The following is a 13,435-nucleotide window of genomic DNA, read 5'->3' on the forward strand; positions in this document are numbered from 1 at the left end:
AGGAGTGCGCGATGGACCCGTCCCACTCGGACACATCGGCAAGATTCAGCGGAGCAAGCTATCTGTACCGCCTGCTCGATGCCGCGATCGTGATCACCTGCGGCCTGACTGCCACCGGTTTGAAGTTCTCGGAAGATGCAATGGCGGACCCTCCGCAAATTCATCTATTCCTGATCTATCTGTGCGGCTTGGGCGTGATCGCCCTGTTCCCCGCATTCCGCCTGTATGTGTCATGGCGCGGGCGGCTATTGACCGATCTGGTCGTGCGCAGCCTGGCTGCGTGGGCCACGGTGTTTGCGCTGGGCATCCTTGTCAGTTTTCTCATGCATCAGACCGCCGCGATATCGCGCATGTGGGCGGCTACCTGGTTCGGCATGGCGGCGCTGACGCTGGCCGGCGTACGTATCGCGGTCTACGCCGCGCTGGGCGCCGCGCGCGATCGCGGGCTGAACAAGAAGAACGTGTTGCTGGTGGGGTTCGGCGCGCTGGGCCATGACCTGTGGCGCCGCGTTGAACGCTACCGGGGCGCGGGCTATGAAGTCGCGGGCATCTACGCCGAGCCGCACGAAAGCCTGCCGCCGCAAGTGCGCCGCTTGCACGATCTGGACAACCTGCATTCCTTCGTGCACGAAAACAATGTGCGCGAGATCTGGATCGTTCTTCCGATGGAGGCGGGCCAGGAATTGCGCGAAGTGCTGTACCACCTGCGCAACGACTTGGTGGATATCCGCTGGATTCCGGATGTGATGTCGATCCAGCTGCTGGGTCATCGCATCGGCGAATTCCTGGGCCTGCCCGCCATCCAGCTGAACAGCCTGCCCGCCGCCGGCGTGCGCGGCTGGGCGAAAGAAGTATTCGACCGCGGCTTTGCGTTCTTCGCGCTGATCGGCCTGGCGCCGCTGATGCTGTCGATTGCGCTGGCCATCAAGCTGACCTCGCGCGGGCCTGTGTTCTTTACGCAACCTCGCCTGGGCGTGGACGGCAAGGTGTTCCACGTCTACAAGTTCCGCACGATGACGGTGCACCAGGAACACGGCACGGTCACGCAGGCCACGCGCAACGATACGCGCATTACCCGCATCGGCGGCTTCCTGCGGCGTACCAGCCTGGACGAGCTGCCGCAGTTCCTGAATGTGCTGATGGGCGATATGTCGGTGGTCGGCCCGCGCCCGCACGCGCTGGAGCACAACGAAATGTACAAGGACCTGGTGCAGCGCTACATGATGCGCCACCGCGTCAAGCCCGGCATCACGGGGTGGGCGCAGGTCAATGGCTTTCGTGGGCAGACGGACACGCTGCGCAAGATGAGCGACCGCGTCGAGCACGACATCTATTACATCCAGCACTGGACGTTCCGGATGGACCTGCTGATCATCGCCCGCACGGCCGTGTCGGGATGGACGGGCCGAAATGTCTACTAGTCCATTGGGATGGCCCGGCGCGCCCGTGCCCGTGCCGACGGCCATGACGGCACATGCGGCATCCACCAGCGTGCTGCCGCGCGCCGACTTCCGCCAGGCGGTGGAGATGCTGCCGCTGGTGTCCATCGACCTGTTGTTGCGCGACGGCGCCGGACGCTACTTGACGGGGTTGCGCACCAACCCGCCGGCGCGTGGCGCCTGGTTCGTGCCGGGCGGGCGCATCCGCAAGAACGAACCGCTGCGCGCCGCGCTGGACCGTATCGCGCGTGAAGAACTGGGGCTGGCCATTGCCCCCGAATCGTGGACGCCGCGCGGCGTGTACGAGCACTTCTATGGCACCAATTTCGCGGGTGAAGCGGGACGCTCCACCCACTATGTCGTCCTCGCGTATGAGGCCGAGCTTTCGTTGGATACCGCAACCCTTCCGCGCGGCCAGCACCATGGCTACCGCTGGCTGCAAGCGGAAGAGATCGCCGCCGATCCCGGCGTGCATCCGTACACCCAGGCCTACTTCAAGGAGTGAGCGCCATGACGAATCCCCCTCCCGCCTACCGGGCTGTCATCCTTTGCGGCGGTTCCGGCTCGCGCCTGTGGCCGCTGTCGCGCGAACTGCTGCCCAAGCAGTTCATCCGTTTGACCGATTCGCGTAGCCTGTTGCAGAACACGCTGCTGCGGCTTGGGTCCGCCGGCGCGCAGGCCAAGCCGATGCTGGTCTGCAACGACGCGCACCAGTACATTGCCGCCGAGCAGGCGCAGGAGCTGGGCATCAAGGACGCGGAAGTGATCCTGGAGCCCTTTGCACGCAACACCGCGCCGGCGATTGCCGCCGCCACGCTGCGCGCCATGCGCGACGGCGAAGACCCGATCATGCTGATCATGCCGTCCGACCATGTGCTGGAAGACGGCGACGTGCTCCGGCAAGCCTTTGCGCAGGCGTACGAGGCGGCACGCCAGGGCGCGCTGGTCACGTTCGGCATCACGCCCACCGCGCCGCTTAGCGGCTATGGCTACATCCAGTCGGACGAACCCGGCGTGATGGCGCCGGCGCGGCGCGTGCGGCGCTTTGTGGAAAAGCCGTCGCCCGAAGTCGCGCAGCGGCTGATCGATGACGGCGGGTATTACTGGAACAGCGGCATGTTCGCGTTCCAGGCGTCGGTGTTCCTGTCCGAGATGGCGCGGCTGGCGCCCAAGATGCTGGAACAGGTGCAGGCGGCGGTGGCCACGGGGCATGGCGAAGCGGGCTTGTTTCATCTGGATGGGCCGTCGTTCGAGGCCTGCCCCAGCGATTCAATGGACTACGCCATCATGGAACGCACCGACAGCGCGGTGGTGATTCCGCTGGCGGCGTCCTGGAGCGACGTGGGCGCGTGGGACGCGGTCTGGGGCATCGCCCAGAAGACGGTGGAAGGCAACTCCACCACGGGCGACGTCATGGTGGAGGATTCGCGCAATTGCCTGATCCACTCGACCAGCCGGCTGGTGGCGTCCGTGGGGCTGGATGACATTGTGGTGATCGAAACCGCCGACGCGGTGCTGGTCGCGCACAAGTCGCGCTCGCAAGACGTCAAGCGCCTGGTCGAGATCTTCAAGACGCAGCACCGGTCGGAGCTGAACCATCACCGCGAGGTGCAGCGCCCGTGGGGGTCGTATGACTCGGTGGGCCACGGGCCGCGTTACCAGGTCAAGCGGATCACCGTGAAACCGGGCGCCAGGCTGTCGTCGCAGATGCATCACCACCGGGCGGAACACTGGATCGTGGTGTCGGGCACGGCGCGGATCTACAACGGCGACAAGCAGTACCTGCTGACGGAAAACCAGTCGACGTACATCCCGCTGGGCGAAACCCACAGCCTGGAAAACCCGGGAAAGATCCCCCTGGAAATCATCGAAGTGCAGTCAGGCGCGTATCTGGGCGAGGACGACATCGTGCGTTTCCAGGATATGTATGGCCGGGTCTGAACGGGGATCATCCATCCCCTTCTGGCGACCCGGCGTAGCCCGGCTTTGCCTGCCGGTCGCGGGGCTGTTCTTCGGGGTGTTGATCACCGTGGGGAACCTGCCCGGGCTGGCCGCCGAGATGTCCGATGCCTTTGGGGACAAGCGCCTGCATCTTCTGGCCTACGCCGTATTGACGGGATTGATCTACCTGTCGGTCAACCGGCGCCCTGCCCTGGTGGCCATGCTTGCCGTCACCGCGCTGGGTGCGCTGGATGAATCAATCCAATCCTTTTTTCCCTACCGACAGGCTGAACTCTTAGACCTTTTGGCCGATATCTTGGCGGCGGGTGCAACAGTAATCTCATTGCACATTGGTTCCGCAGCCTTCGGCTCCTTTCGTGCAGTCACTAAGTCTTAAGGATACAACCATGCCAAAACGGGCACTCATTACCGGCGTTACCGGACAAGACGGGGCCTATCTGGCCGAGTTTCTGTTGGCCAAGGGCTATGAAGTCCATGGCATCAAGCGGCGCGCTTCGCTGTTCAACACCGCCCGCATCGACCATCTGTACCAAGATCCGCATGACAAGCCGCGCAACTTCGTGCTGCATCACGGCGACATGACCGACTCTTGCAGCCTGATCCGCATCGTGCAATCGGTGCAGCCGGACGAAATCTATAACCTGGCCGCACAAAGCCATGTGGGCGTCTCGTTCGAAGAGCCGGAGTACACCGCCAACGCCGACGGCCTGGGTACCCTGCGCCTTTTGGAAGCCATCCGCATCCTGAAGCTGGAGAACAAGGCGCGCTTCTACCAGGCGTCCACCTCCGAGCTGTATGGCCTGGTGCAGGAAACGCCGCAGAAGGAAACCACCCCCTTCTACCCGCGCAGCCCGTACGCCGCCGCCAAGCTCTACGCCTATTGGATCAGCGTGAACTACCGCGAAGCCTATGGGATGTACGCCTGCAACGGCATCCTGTTCAACCACGAATCGCCCAAGCGCGGCGAAACGTTCGTAACGCGCAAGATCACGCGCGGCCTGGCTCGCATCGTGCTGGGCTTGCAGGAATGCCTGTACCTGGGCAACCTGTCCGCGCTGCGCGACTGGGGCCATGCGCGTGACTACGTCGAAATGCAATGGCTGATGCTGCAACAGGACACGCCCGAGGACTACGTCATCGCCACCGGCTTGCAATACAGCGTGCGCGAATTCATCAATACGGCGGCGCGCGAGCTGGGCATCCTCTTGGCATGGGAAGGCGAAGGCCTGGAAGAAACGGCCACCGTGCTGTTCTCGCCGGTACACGACGTCAAGCCCGGCCAGGTCATCGTGCGGGTCGACCCGCGCTACTTCCGCCCGACCGAAGTGGAAACCCTGCTGGGTGACCCGACCAAGGCGCGCGAAAAGCTGGGCTGGTCGCCGCGCACCACGTTCGCGGAGTTGGTCAAGGAAATGGTGGAAGCCGACCTGAAGGACGCGCGCCGCGATGCGCTGGTCGAACAGAACGGCTACGAAATCTACGCCTACAAGGAGTAGCGCGCCATGACGAACCTGGACCAACGCGTGTTCGTGGCGGGCCATCGCGGCATGGTGGGCGCGGCGATCACCCGCGAACTGCAACGCCGCGGCTACCCCAACGTGCTGACCCGCAGCCGGGCCGAGCTGGACCTGGAAAACCAGAACCAGGTGCACCGCTTTTTCTCGACCACGCCGGTCGATGTGGTGTACCTGGCCGCCGCCAAGGTCGGCGGCATCCTGGCCAACCAGAATCATCCGGTCGACTTTCTGTACAAGAACCTGATGATCCAGTGCAACGTCATCCGCGCCGCGTATGCGGCCGGCGTGCGCAAGTTGCTGTTCCTGGGTTCGTCCTGCATCTACCCGCGCGAGGCGCCCCAGCCGATCCGCGAAGACGCCTTGCTGACCGGCCCGCTGGAAGCCACCAACGAGCCCTACGCCATCGCCAAGATCGCCGGACTGAAGTTGTGCGAAGCCTACCAACGGGAATATGGCGCGCGCTTTATCTGCGCCATGCCAACCAACCTGTATGGCCCGCACGACAACTACGACCTGCACAGCAGCCACGTGCTGCCCGCGCTGATCCGCAAGTTCCATGAAGGCCGCGAAGCCGGTCAGGACAGCGTGACGATCTGGGGCACGGGCACGCCGCTGCGCGAGTTCCTGTACGTGGACGATCTGGCCAAAGCCAGCGTGATGCTGATGGAACACCCCGACGCCGAGGGCATCTACAACATCGGCGCGGGCAAGGACATCAGCATCGCGGACCTGGCGGCGCTGGTGGCGCGTGTGGTCGGCTACCAAGGCCGCATCGTCTACGACACCGGCAAGCCCGACGGCACGCCACGCAAGCTGATGGATTCGTCGCGCGTGACGGCGCTGGGCTGGCAACCCGCCGTGTCATTGACCGAAGGCATCGCGCTGGCCTACCAGCACTTCCTGCGTGAACGCGCGGATCAATCCCAATCGGCGCTGCCCGTGGCCTGACGGCCACGCCAGCACTCACCACAGGCTTCCCCGATGTTTGGATTCGTCAGGAAACACATCGCCGGCAACGCCTCCTTCTGGGGGCTGGTGGAATACGGCATCGGCCCGGTCGCGGCGCTGATCGCCCTGCCCCTCCTGTTTCGGCAGTTGGGCACGGTGGGCTTCGGCCAGTACTCGATGATCATCGCGCTGGCCGGCTTCGGCAACGCCGCCAACCTGGGCGCGGCCGTGACCGCCACCAAGCTGGTGTCCGAGCGGATGCACGAACCCGGCGGCGCCTATCGCGCGGCGGGGGTCAGCATGTCGCTGATCGGCTGCGCGCTGGGCGTGGTGACGCTGGCGGCCGTGTTGCTCTGGGCCGTGGTGGGGCTGGCCTGGCCCGCCGCCACGTTCGGCGGCGTGGCGGTCACGCTGCTGGCCTTGCCAGCGCTGGCCATCTACCTGACGCAGCAATACGACCAATTGTTTTCGGGCTGCCTGAAAGGCCGAGAGGACTTTCGCGCCACCGCGCTGTGCGAGGTTTTCAGCCGCAGCGGCACCATGGCGCTGGCCTGCGCCACCGCCTGGATGACCGCGTCGCCCACCTACACCGGCCTGGCGCAGGCGCTGGGACTGCTGGTGGCGGGCAGCGTGAAAATGCGCGTGTTTTCGCGCACCTACGGCCATGTGCTGGTGCGGCCGGTGCGCGATCGGGGCGCCATGATGGACGCCTTCAAGTTTTCACGCTGGTCATGGCTGAACAGCCTTAGCGCGCTGGCCTTCGGCTCGGTCGACCGCGTGCTGGTGGGCAGCATGATGGGGCCGGCCGCGCTGGCCATCTACACGGTGGGCGTGCAGGTTGGCCAGATCATCCATACCGCTTCGGTGGCCATCTTCCAGAAGGCCATGCCGCGCGTGACGCGCCTGTCGGTGTCGCCGCCCTACGCGGGCGCCGTCGAACGCGAGATTCGCCGCATGATGGGATGGAACCTGGTGCTGTCCGCCACCGCCACGCTGGCCGTGCTGGCCGTGAGCCATCCCTTGTTGAACCTGCTGCTAGGCGACAACGTGGCGGCCGGTCATCTGGGGACTTTCCAATTGTTGATCGTGGCCTCCGGGCTGCTGTCGTTGAACGCCGCGGCCCACTTTTCTTTGCTGGGGCTGGGCAATTCCCGCGCCGTCGCCATCCTGAACGGGTTGGGCGGACTGGCGATGCTGTGTGTCATGGCGGGCCTGGTGCACGCGGCGGGCGAACACGCCGCGGCGTGGGGCCGCATGGCGTATGCGGCGATCACGCTGGCCGGCGTGGCCCTCGCCATCCGTCAATCCCGCCCCGAATTTCCGGGCGCGTTGCCAGCGGCCACCCGATAACACCTACATGCTGAGGTCTTACATGCGCAAGCGTCATAACGAGTATTCACGTCAGCTCATCGACTTCGTCCGCGAGCTGCGCCCGCCCGCGCCGATCGCCGGCGGCCTGTTGCCCAAGGTGACCATCGTGACCCCCTCGTACAACCAGGCCAAGTTCCTGGAGCGCACCATCCTGTCGGTGCTGAACCAGGGCTATCCGCGTCTGGAATACATCATCATCGACGGCGGCTCGACCGATGGCAGCGTGGACATCATCCGCAAGTACGAGCGCTACCTGACGTACTGGGAAAGCACCCCGGACCGCGGCCAGTCCCATGCCATCAACAAGGGCTTTGAACGCGCCACGGGCGACTATGTCGGCTGGCAGAATTCCGATGACCTGTATTTCCCCGGCGCCTTGCGCAAGCTGGGTGCGGCGGCCGCGCGGGGCCGCGCGCCGATCGTCAGCGGCAACCTGTTCGTGGCCGACGCCAATAACCACATCTTCCGCAAGATCCACTACACGCCCGTCAATCGCGGCACGCTGACGGTGGTCAAGGCGTCCATACCCAACCAGTCGGCCATCTTCCGCCGCGACCTGCTGCGCAAGTACGGGCTGTTGCAGGAAAGCATGCGCTACTGCATGGACCTGGAGCTGTGGAGCCGGCTGCTGCGCGAAGGCAAGAACCTGATCGTGCCCGATGCGCTGGGCGTCTACACCGCGCATGACGAAACCAAGACCGCGCTGATGCAGGACGTGCTGCTGGAAGAACGCGAACAGATCGTCACGCGCATCCGGCGCACCGAACCAGGCCTGGGCAAGCTGTTCGAACTGTCGTGCCGCGCCTCCAAGGTGGCCGCGCACGCGCGCCAGGGCGACCTGTCGTACCTGTTCGAAAAGCTGACCACCAAGATTTTCGGACGCGACGACTGGGCCGCGCACTAGGACGACGCCGACATGAGCCCGCACCGCCGCTTATCCACTTTGCACCTGCTGGGCCTGTTCGCCTTCACCGCGCTGGCCCTGAACGACGACCGCTTCATCCTGGGCGTGGGCAGCTTCAAGCTGTCGCCCTTCGATGTGCTGTTCGTGGCCATGCTGGCCGTCAAGGCGCTGCGGCTGGCCGAGCCCAGCGCCTACGCCCTGCCGCGCGGCCTGCTTGGCGCGCTGCTGGGCTTGCAGGCCATGTCGGTGATCTATCTGCTGCTGGTATCGATGCACCACCCCGGCATTGAAACCGGCGACGTGGCGCGCGACCTGCGCATCGTCTTCTACTTCTTGTGCACGCCGTTCCTTTGCTACAAGGACATCGACAGCCCGGCCGCCTACGCGGTGTTGCAGAAGTACATCGTGGCGGCCTGCCTGGCGGTGGCCACGCTGATGCTGCTGGAACAGTTGCAGGGGTTCAGCGTGTCGAACCCGCTGCGCAACGTGCGGCTGGGCGTCTGGGCCATTCCGTTTGGCGTGGTGTCGCTGCTGACGTTCCGGCGCACGTTGAACGTGTCCGGACCCAAGGCCTACGCGTTGACGCTGTACATGCTGCTGGCGCTGGTGTTTTCGCTGAACCGCAGCCAGTACCTGCAACTGGCGATATCGGTGGTGATTGCCGTGCTGCTGGGCACCGGCCCCGAACTGCGCCGGCGTGCCGTGCTGATCTTCGCGCCCGCCGCCGTCGCGGGCGTGTTGGTGTTTGCCAGCATCGGCTACCTGGACGTGCTGAGCAACCGCATTTTCAGCGTGGAAAAGCTGGACGAAGATTCCAGCTACGGCGCGCGCATCCAGGAAATGCAGGGGCAGATGGACTACTTTGCCGAAAGCCCCGTGTTCGGCAAGGGCGCGGGCTTTCGCAGCTGGGTCATGGGCGAAAACGGCTTCGAGCTGAGCACGTTCGCGCATAACTCCTGGGCCTTTTACCTGATGAAGTTCGGCGTGGTCGGCACCATCATGATCATGCTTCCGCCCTTGCTGATATTGCTGCTGACGCTGCTGCGGCGATACGCGCACCCCGGCCTGGAAATGCACCGGCGCTACCTGCTGGCCACGGCGCCCATCTACATCTTCATCGATTCACTGTCCGGTGGGCTGGCCTACGCGCCCAAGACCGCGTTCACCGGCTTCCTGTTGTGCTATTGCCTGTCGTTGATGCGCAATGCGCAGATCATGCCCGTGCCCCGCGCGGACGCGCCCCGTGCGCCGCTATCCCCCAGCCACCGTCCGGATGCCGTGCGCCGGACGCCACCTCGAGTGATTCCTCATGCCTGATGTCTTGTTTGTCGCGCCAGACTTGCACGGCGGCGTCGGTAGATGCGTTGCCTTCATCGTGGATGCCCTGCCGGAACAGGGCGTTGATTCGGGCCTGTTCCTGCTGCGTTCGCGCAACCGCGAATACCCCGTCGCCAACCCGAAGGTGACGCGCGCCCTGCCCATCATTGAATCGCCCACCAAGCTGCGGCTGATGCTGCCCGTAGCCTTTATGCGCCTGCTGGCGCAGATCCGCCGCGACAAGCCGGCCATCGTGTGTTCGCACGGGCTGCTGTGCAACATGCTGGTGGTGCTGGCCCGCAAGATACTGGGCGGCACGTTTCGCACCGTGGCATTCGAGCACAGCAGCCCGGCCATCCACTACGGCGCCTCGCGCATGCGGCGGCTGAAATGCTGGCTGGTCAGCCAGACGTATCGGCGCCACGACGCGGTGGTGGGCGTGTCGCGCGGCGTCAAGGAAGATTTGGTCAGCATGTTTCCGCCGCTGCGCGGCAAGGTCCACACCATCTACAACGGCGTGCCGCTGGACAACGTGCGCCGCCAAGGCGCGCAGCGCACGCAAGGCGATGCTGCCGCGCCCTATCACGTGGTGGCGGTGGGCCGGCTGGAAGCCGTGAAGGACTACGCCACGCTGGTGGATGCGGCCGCCTTGCTGGACGACCCGGGCATCGCCTTCACCATCCTGGGCGAAGGGTCCGAACACGACGCGCTGCAAAAGCGCATCGACGAGCGCCCGTCCCGCAGCCCGGTCACGCTGGCCGGCCACATCGACAATCCGTTTCCCGTCATCGCCAGCGCCGGCGCGTTTGTGCTGACGTCCATCCGCGAGAGCTTCGGCAACGTGCTGGTGGAAGCCTTGTGCCTGGGCGTACCGGTGATTTCCACCGACTGTCCGCACGGACCCGCCGAGATTCTGGACGCCGGGCGCTACGGGCTGCTGGTGCCGGTGGGCGACGCGGCAGCCTTGGCGGACGCCGTGCGCCGGCTGGCCTACGACGCCAAGATGCGCGAACAGCTGGCCGCGCAAGGCCCCGAACGCGCCGACGCCTTTTCCCTAGAGCGGCACTGCCGCAACGTCATCGCGCTATTCCAGCCGCTGATGCAACGCGGCACGCCCTGAACAGGACAGCATCATGCAGAAAATACCGGTATCCGTGGTTGTCATGACGAAGAACGAAGAGCGCAACATCGCCAAGTGCCTGAAGGCGCTGGTGGAGTTCGATGAAGTGTTCGTGGTGGACTCAAACAGCACCGACGCCACCTGCGCGATGGCCACCGCCCTGGGCGCCCGCGTGTCCAATTTCCAGTGGAACGGCAAGTACCCGAAGAAAAAGCAGTGGTGCCTGGAGCAACTGCCCTTCTCGCATCCCGTGGTGTTGTACGTGGACGCGGACGAAGAAATGACGCCGCAGCTTGCCGCCGAAATTCGCGAGGTGCTGCCGCGCTTCGCGGCGGGCGCGGGCGGCGCGTTCGTGCCTTTTGATTACGTGTTCTGCGGCAAGAAACTGGTGCACGGCCACCGCGTCTACAAGCTGGCGCTGCTGGCGCGCGACCAATCGCGCTTTCTGGATTACGACGACCTGGACGTGGCGCATATGTGGGAAGTGGAAGGCCACTACCAGCCGCAGGTCAAGGGCGAGACCTTTGCGCTGCGCCAGCGCATGGTGCATAACGACCACGATTCCCTGTTCCACTATTTCGACAAGCACAACCGCTATTCGGATTGGGAAGCCAACCTGCGCACCAAGGGGCTGATGAACGATCCGCGTGAGGCCAACGTGGGCGCGCGCGCGTTGCTCAAGCGCATTTTCCAGGCCATGCCGTTCAAGGCGCCCATCTCGTTCCTGCATTCGTACGTGTTCCGCCTGGGATTCCTGGACGGCAAGGCGGGCTACGACTACGCGGTGGCGCGTGCCATGTACTACTGGCAGATCCGCATCAAGACCGAAGAGTTGCAAAAGGCCCGTCTGGCGCGCGCCAACGGAACCCAGGCGGACGCCGTGCCGGGGGCCGCCAAATGAGCGCGCTTCAGCAATTGGACCGCTTTGCGCTGGCTCCCGGCCAGCGCGGCCGCTCGGCGCTGACGGTGCAACTGTGGTGGACGGTGCAGGCCACGCTGTTTCGATGGTCGCCCCAGGTGGCGTATGGCTTTCGGCGCTGGCTGCTGCGCTGCTTTGGCGCGCAGGTGGGCAAGAAGGTTTTGGTTCGCCCGTCCGCCACGGTGACCTACCCGTGGAAGGTGCAGATTGGCGATTACGCCTGGATCGGCGATGACGCGGTGCTGTACAGCCTGGGCCCCATCCACATCGGCGCCCACGCCGTGGTGTCGCAGCGCAGCTACCTGTGCGCCGCAGACCACGACGCCGGCCAGCCCGACTTTCCCTTGCGCGAACGCGCGGTGCGCGTGGAAGACGGCGCCTGGGTCGCCACCGATGTCTTCGTGGGGCCGGGCGTGACCATCGGCCGTGAAGCGGTGGTGGGCGCGCGCAGCTCCGTGTTTCGCAATATGCCGGCGGCGATGGTGTGCCATGGCAACCCCTGCCGCCCGGTGCGCCCACGCATGGCGACGGCGCCATGAAGATCCTGATCTACGGGATCAACTACGCGCCCGAACTGACCGGCATCGGCAAGTACAGCGCCGAGCTGGCCGAGTGGCTGGCCGCGCACGGGCACCAGGTCAGCGTGGTGACCGCCCCGCCCTACTATCCGCAATGGCAGGTGCACGACGGCTACCACGCCGGCCGCTATCGCAAAGAAGAGCGGCGCGGCGTGACCGTGCGGCGCGCGCCGCTGTGGGTGCCCGCGCGCCCCGGTGGCCTGAAGCGGTTGATCCATCTGGCCAGCTTCGCGGTGTCCAGCCTGCCCTCGCTGCTACGCGCGGCAGCCGGCCGGCCGGACCTGATCCTGGTGGTGGAACCGGCGCTGTTCTGCGCGCCCGCGGCATGGATCACGGCGCGGCTGTGCGGCGCGCGCGCGTGGTTGCATATTCAGGACTACGAGGTCGACGCGGCCTTTGAACTGGGCCTGCTCAAGGGAGCGGGCCTGCGCGCATTGGTCAAGCGGGGCGAGCGCTGGCTGATGCGGCGCTTTGACCGCGTATCGACCATTTCGAATCGCATGCTGGACCTGGCCATCGCCAAGGGTGTCGAGCCCGACCGCGCCGTGCTGCTGCCCAACTGGATCGACGTCAACGCCATCACGCCGCGCACGGAGGGTGGCGATTACCGTGCCCAACTGGGCATACCCGCCAATGCGATCGTGGCGCTGTATTCGGGCAACATGGGCGGCAAGCAAGGCTTGCAGACGCTGGCCGACGTGGCGCGGCGCCTGAGCCGCGAAAGCCGCCTGTGGTTCATCTTTTGCGGTCAGGGACCCGAGCGCGCGCCATTGGAAGCAGCGTGCCAGGGTTTGCCCCGCGTACGCTTCCTGGACTTGCAGCCGGCCGATCGGCTGGGCGCGTTGCTGAATACGGCCGACATCCACCTGCTGCCGCAACGCGCGGGCGCGGCCGACCTGGTGATGCCGTCCAAGCTGACCGGCATGCTGGCCAGCGGCCGCCCGGTGGTGTGCGGCGCGGCGCCGGGCACCGAGCTTGCCGGCGTGGTGGCGCGCTGCGGGCTGCTGACGCCGCCCGAAGACGCCGAGGCCATGGCCGAGGCGGTGCGCAAGCTAAGCTACAACGCGCAGATCCGCGAAACGCTGGGCGCCGCCGCGCGCCAGTATGCGTTGAACCACCTGCACGTGGATGCCGTGCTGGCGGCGGCGGAACGCGAATTCGCCAAGGTGGTGGGCAAGCGTGCAACGAAGGGGGCAGCGGCAACGGCAGCGGCAGCGGTGGATGCAGTCCCGCGCGAGGGCGAACGGTAGCGGCTGGCTGGGCGGGAGATTCAAGCGTTTAAGGAGCGGTAGAGATCGACGGATCTCTACCGTTTTTTTTATGGTTTCGGTTCTGGCCTTTCGGTTTTGCCCTTTTGGTT

13 protein-coding genes are annotated in these 13,435 nt (G+C 65.4%); all 13 read left to right on the forward strand.

The window, feature by feature from the left end:
* The first annotated feature begins 11 nt into the window (after positions 1–11).
* Entirely contained in the window at positions 12–1,421 is a 1,410-nt protein-coding gene (locus KYT87_RS18855) for an undecaprenyl-phosphate glucose phosphotransferase (RefSeq protein WP_120156370.1), read from the forward strand.
* Between the two features lie 70 nt (positions 1,422–1,491).
* On the forward strand, positions 1,492–1,944 hold the full coding sequence (locus tag KYT87_RS18860; RefSeq protein WP_046804195.1) for a GDP-mannose mannosyl hydrolase: 453 nt from the start codon (positions 1,492–1,494) through the stop codon (positions 1,942–1,944).
* Between the two features lie 5 nt (positions 1,945–1,949).
* Positions 1,950–3,380, forward strand: coding sequence for a mannose-1-phosphate guanylyltransferase/mannose-6-phosphate isomerase (locus tag KYT87_RS18865; RefSeq protein ID WP_046804113.1), 1,431 nt, complete (start codon positions 1,950–1,952; stop codon positions 3,378–3,380).
* Positions 3,367–3,777, forward strand: coding sequence for a VanZ family protein (locus KYT87_RS18870; RefSeq protein WP_219990576.1), 411 nt, complete (start codon positions 3,367–3,369; stop codon positions 3,775–3,777). The genes KYT87_RS18865 and KYT87_RS18870 overlap by 14 nt, the downstream gene beginning before the upstream one ends.
* A gap of 10 nt (positions 3,778–3,787) precedes the next feature.
* Complete coding sequence (gene gmd / locus KYT87_RS18875; RefSeq protein WP_046804114.1) at positions 3,788–4,897, forward strand: GDP-mannose 4,6-dehydratase; 1,110 nt, start codon at positions 3,788–3,790, stop codon at positions 4,895–4,897.
* Positions 4,898–4,903: 6 nt separating this feature from the next.
* On the forward strand, positions 4,904–5,866 hold the full coding sequence (locus KYT87_RS18880; RefSeq protein WP_104144265.1) for a GDP-L-fucose synthase: 963 nt from the start codon (positions 4,904–4,906) through the stop codon (positions 5,864–5,866).
* 33 nt (positions 5,867–5,899) lie between these two features.
* Positions 5,900–7,216, forward strand: coding sequence for an oligosaccharide flippase family protein (locus tag KYT87_RS18885; RefSeq protein WP_046804116.1), 1,317 nt, complete (start codon positions 5,900–5,902; stop codon positions 7,214–7,216).
* Positions 7,217–7,238: 22 nt separating this feature from the next.
* Positions 7,239–8,141, forward strand: coding sequence for a glycosyltransferase family 2 protein (locus KYT87_RS18890; protein ID WP_046804117.1), 903 nt, complete (start codon positions 7,239–7,241; stop codon positions 8,139–8,141).
* 12 nt (positions 8,142–8,153) lie between these two features.
* Positions 8,154–9,458 (forward strand): O-antigen ligase family protein, encoded by a 1,305-nt coding sequence (locus KYT87_RS18895; RefSeq protein ID WP_046804118.1) that lies wholly within the window; start codon positions 8,154–8,156, stop codon positions 9,456–9,458.
* Positions 9,451–10,578, forward strand: coding sequence for a glycosyltransferase (locus KYT87_RS18900; protein WP_219990577.1), 1,128 nt, complete (start codon positions 9,451–9,453; stop codon positions 10,576–10,578). Before KYT87_RS18895 ends, KYT87_RS18900 begins: the two co-directional genes overlap by 8 nt.
* 13 nt (positions 10,579–10,591) lie before the next feature.
* Complete coding sequence (locus tag KYT87_RS18905) at positions 10,592–11,479, forward strand: glycosyltransferase family 2 protein (protein ID WP_104144263.1); 888 nt, start codon at positions 10,592–10,594, stop codon at positions 11,477–11,479.
* Positions 11,476–12,036 carry a putative colanic acid biosynthesis acetyltransferase gene (locus KYT87_RS18910; protein WP_219990578.1) on the forward strand — a complete coding sequence of 187 codons (561 nt, stop codon included), beginning with the start codon at positions 11,476–11,478 and terminating at the stop codon, positions 12,034–12,036. Before KYT87_RS18905 ends, KYT87_RS18910 begins: the two co-directional genes overlap by 4 nt.
* Complete coding sequence (locus tag KYT87_RS18915) at positions 12,033–13,325, forward strand: glycosyltransferase WbuB (protein ID WP_219992721.1); 1,293 nt, start codon at positions 12,033–12,035, stop codon at positions 13,323–13,325. The genes KYT87_RS18910 and KYT87_RS18915 overlap by 4 nt, the downstream gene beginning before the upstream one ends.
* Positions 13,326–13,435 lie beyond the last annotated feature (110 nt).

The sequence above is a fragment of the Achromobacter sp. ES-001 genome (assembly GCF_019448355.1).
In the GTDB taxonomy this organism is placed as follows: domain Bacteria; phylum Pseudomonadota; class Gammaproteobacteria; order Burkholderiales; family Burkholderiaceae_B; genus Achromobacter; species Achromobacter spanius_B.

Coding starts and splice junctions, on each gene's coding strand:
- KYT87_RS18855 (WP_120156370.1), top strand. CDS start 12: ATGGACCCGTCCCACTCGGACACATCGGCAAGATTCAGCGGAGCAAGC.
- KYT87_RS18865 (WP_046804113.1), top strand. CDS start 1,950: ATGACGAATCCCCCTCCCGCCTACCGGGCTGTCATCCTTTGCGGCGGT.
- KYT87_RS18870 (WP_219990576.1), top strand. CDS start 3,367: ATGGCCGGGTCTGAACGGGGATCATCCATCCCCTTCTGGCGACCCGGC.
- gmd (WP_046804114.1), top strand. CDS start 3,788: ATGCCAAAACGGGCACTCATTACCGGCGTTACCGGACAAGACGGGGCC.
- KYT87_RS18880 (WP_104144265.1), top strand. CDS start 4,904: ATGACGAACCTGGACCAACGCGTGTTCGTGGCGGGCCATCGCGGCATG.
- KYT87_RS18885 (WP_046804116.1), top strand. CDS start 5,900: ATGTTTGGATTCGTCAGGAAACACATCGCCGGCAACGCCTCCTTCTGG.
- KYT87_RS18890 (WP_046804117.1), top strand. CDS start 7,239: ATGCGCAAGCGTCATAACGAGTATTCACGTCAGCTCATCGACTTCGTC.
- KYT87_RS18895 (WP_046804118.1), top strand. CDS start 8,154: ATGAGCCCGCACCGCCGCTTATCCACTTTGCACCTGCTGGGCCTGTTC.
- KYT87_RS18900 (WP_219990577.1), top strand. CDS start 9,451: ATGCCTGATGTCTTGTTTGTCGCGCCAGACTTGCACGGCGGCGTCGGT.
- KYT87_RS18905 (WP_104144263.1), top strand. CDS start 10,592: ATGCAGAAAATACCGGTATCCGTGGTTGTCATGACGAAGAACGAAGAG.
- KYT87_RS18910 (WP_219990578.1), top strand. CDS start 11,476: ATGAGCGCGCTTCAGCAATTGGACCGCTTTGCGCTGGCTCCCGGCCAG.
- KYT87_RS18915 (WP_219992721.1), top strand. CDS start 12,033: ATGAAGATCCTGATCTACGGGATCAACTACGCGCCCGAACTGACCGGC.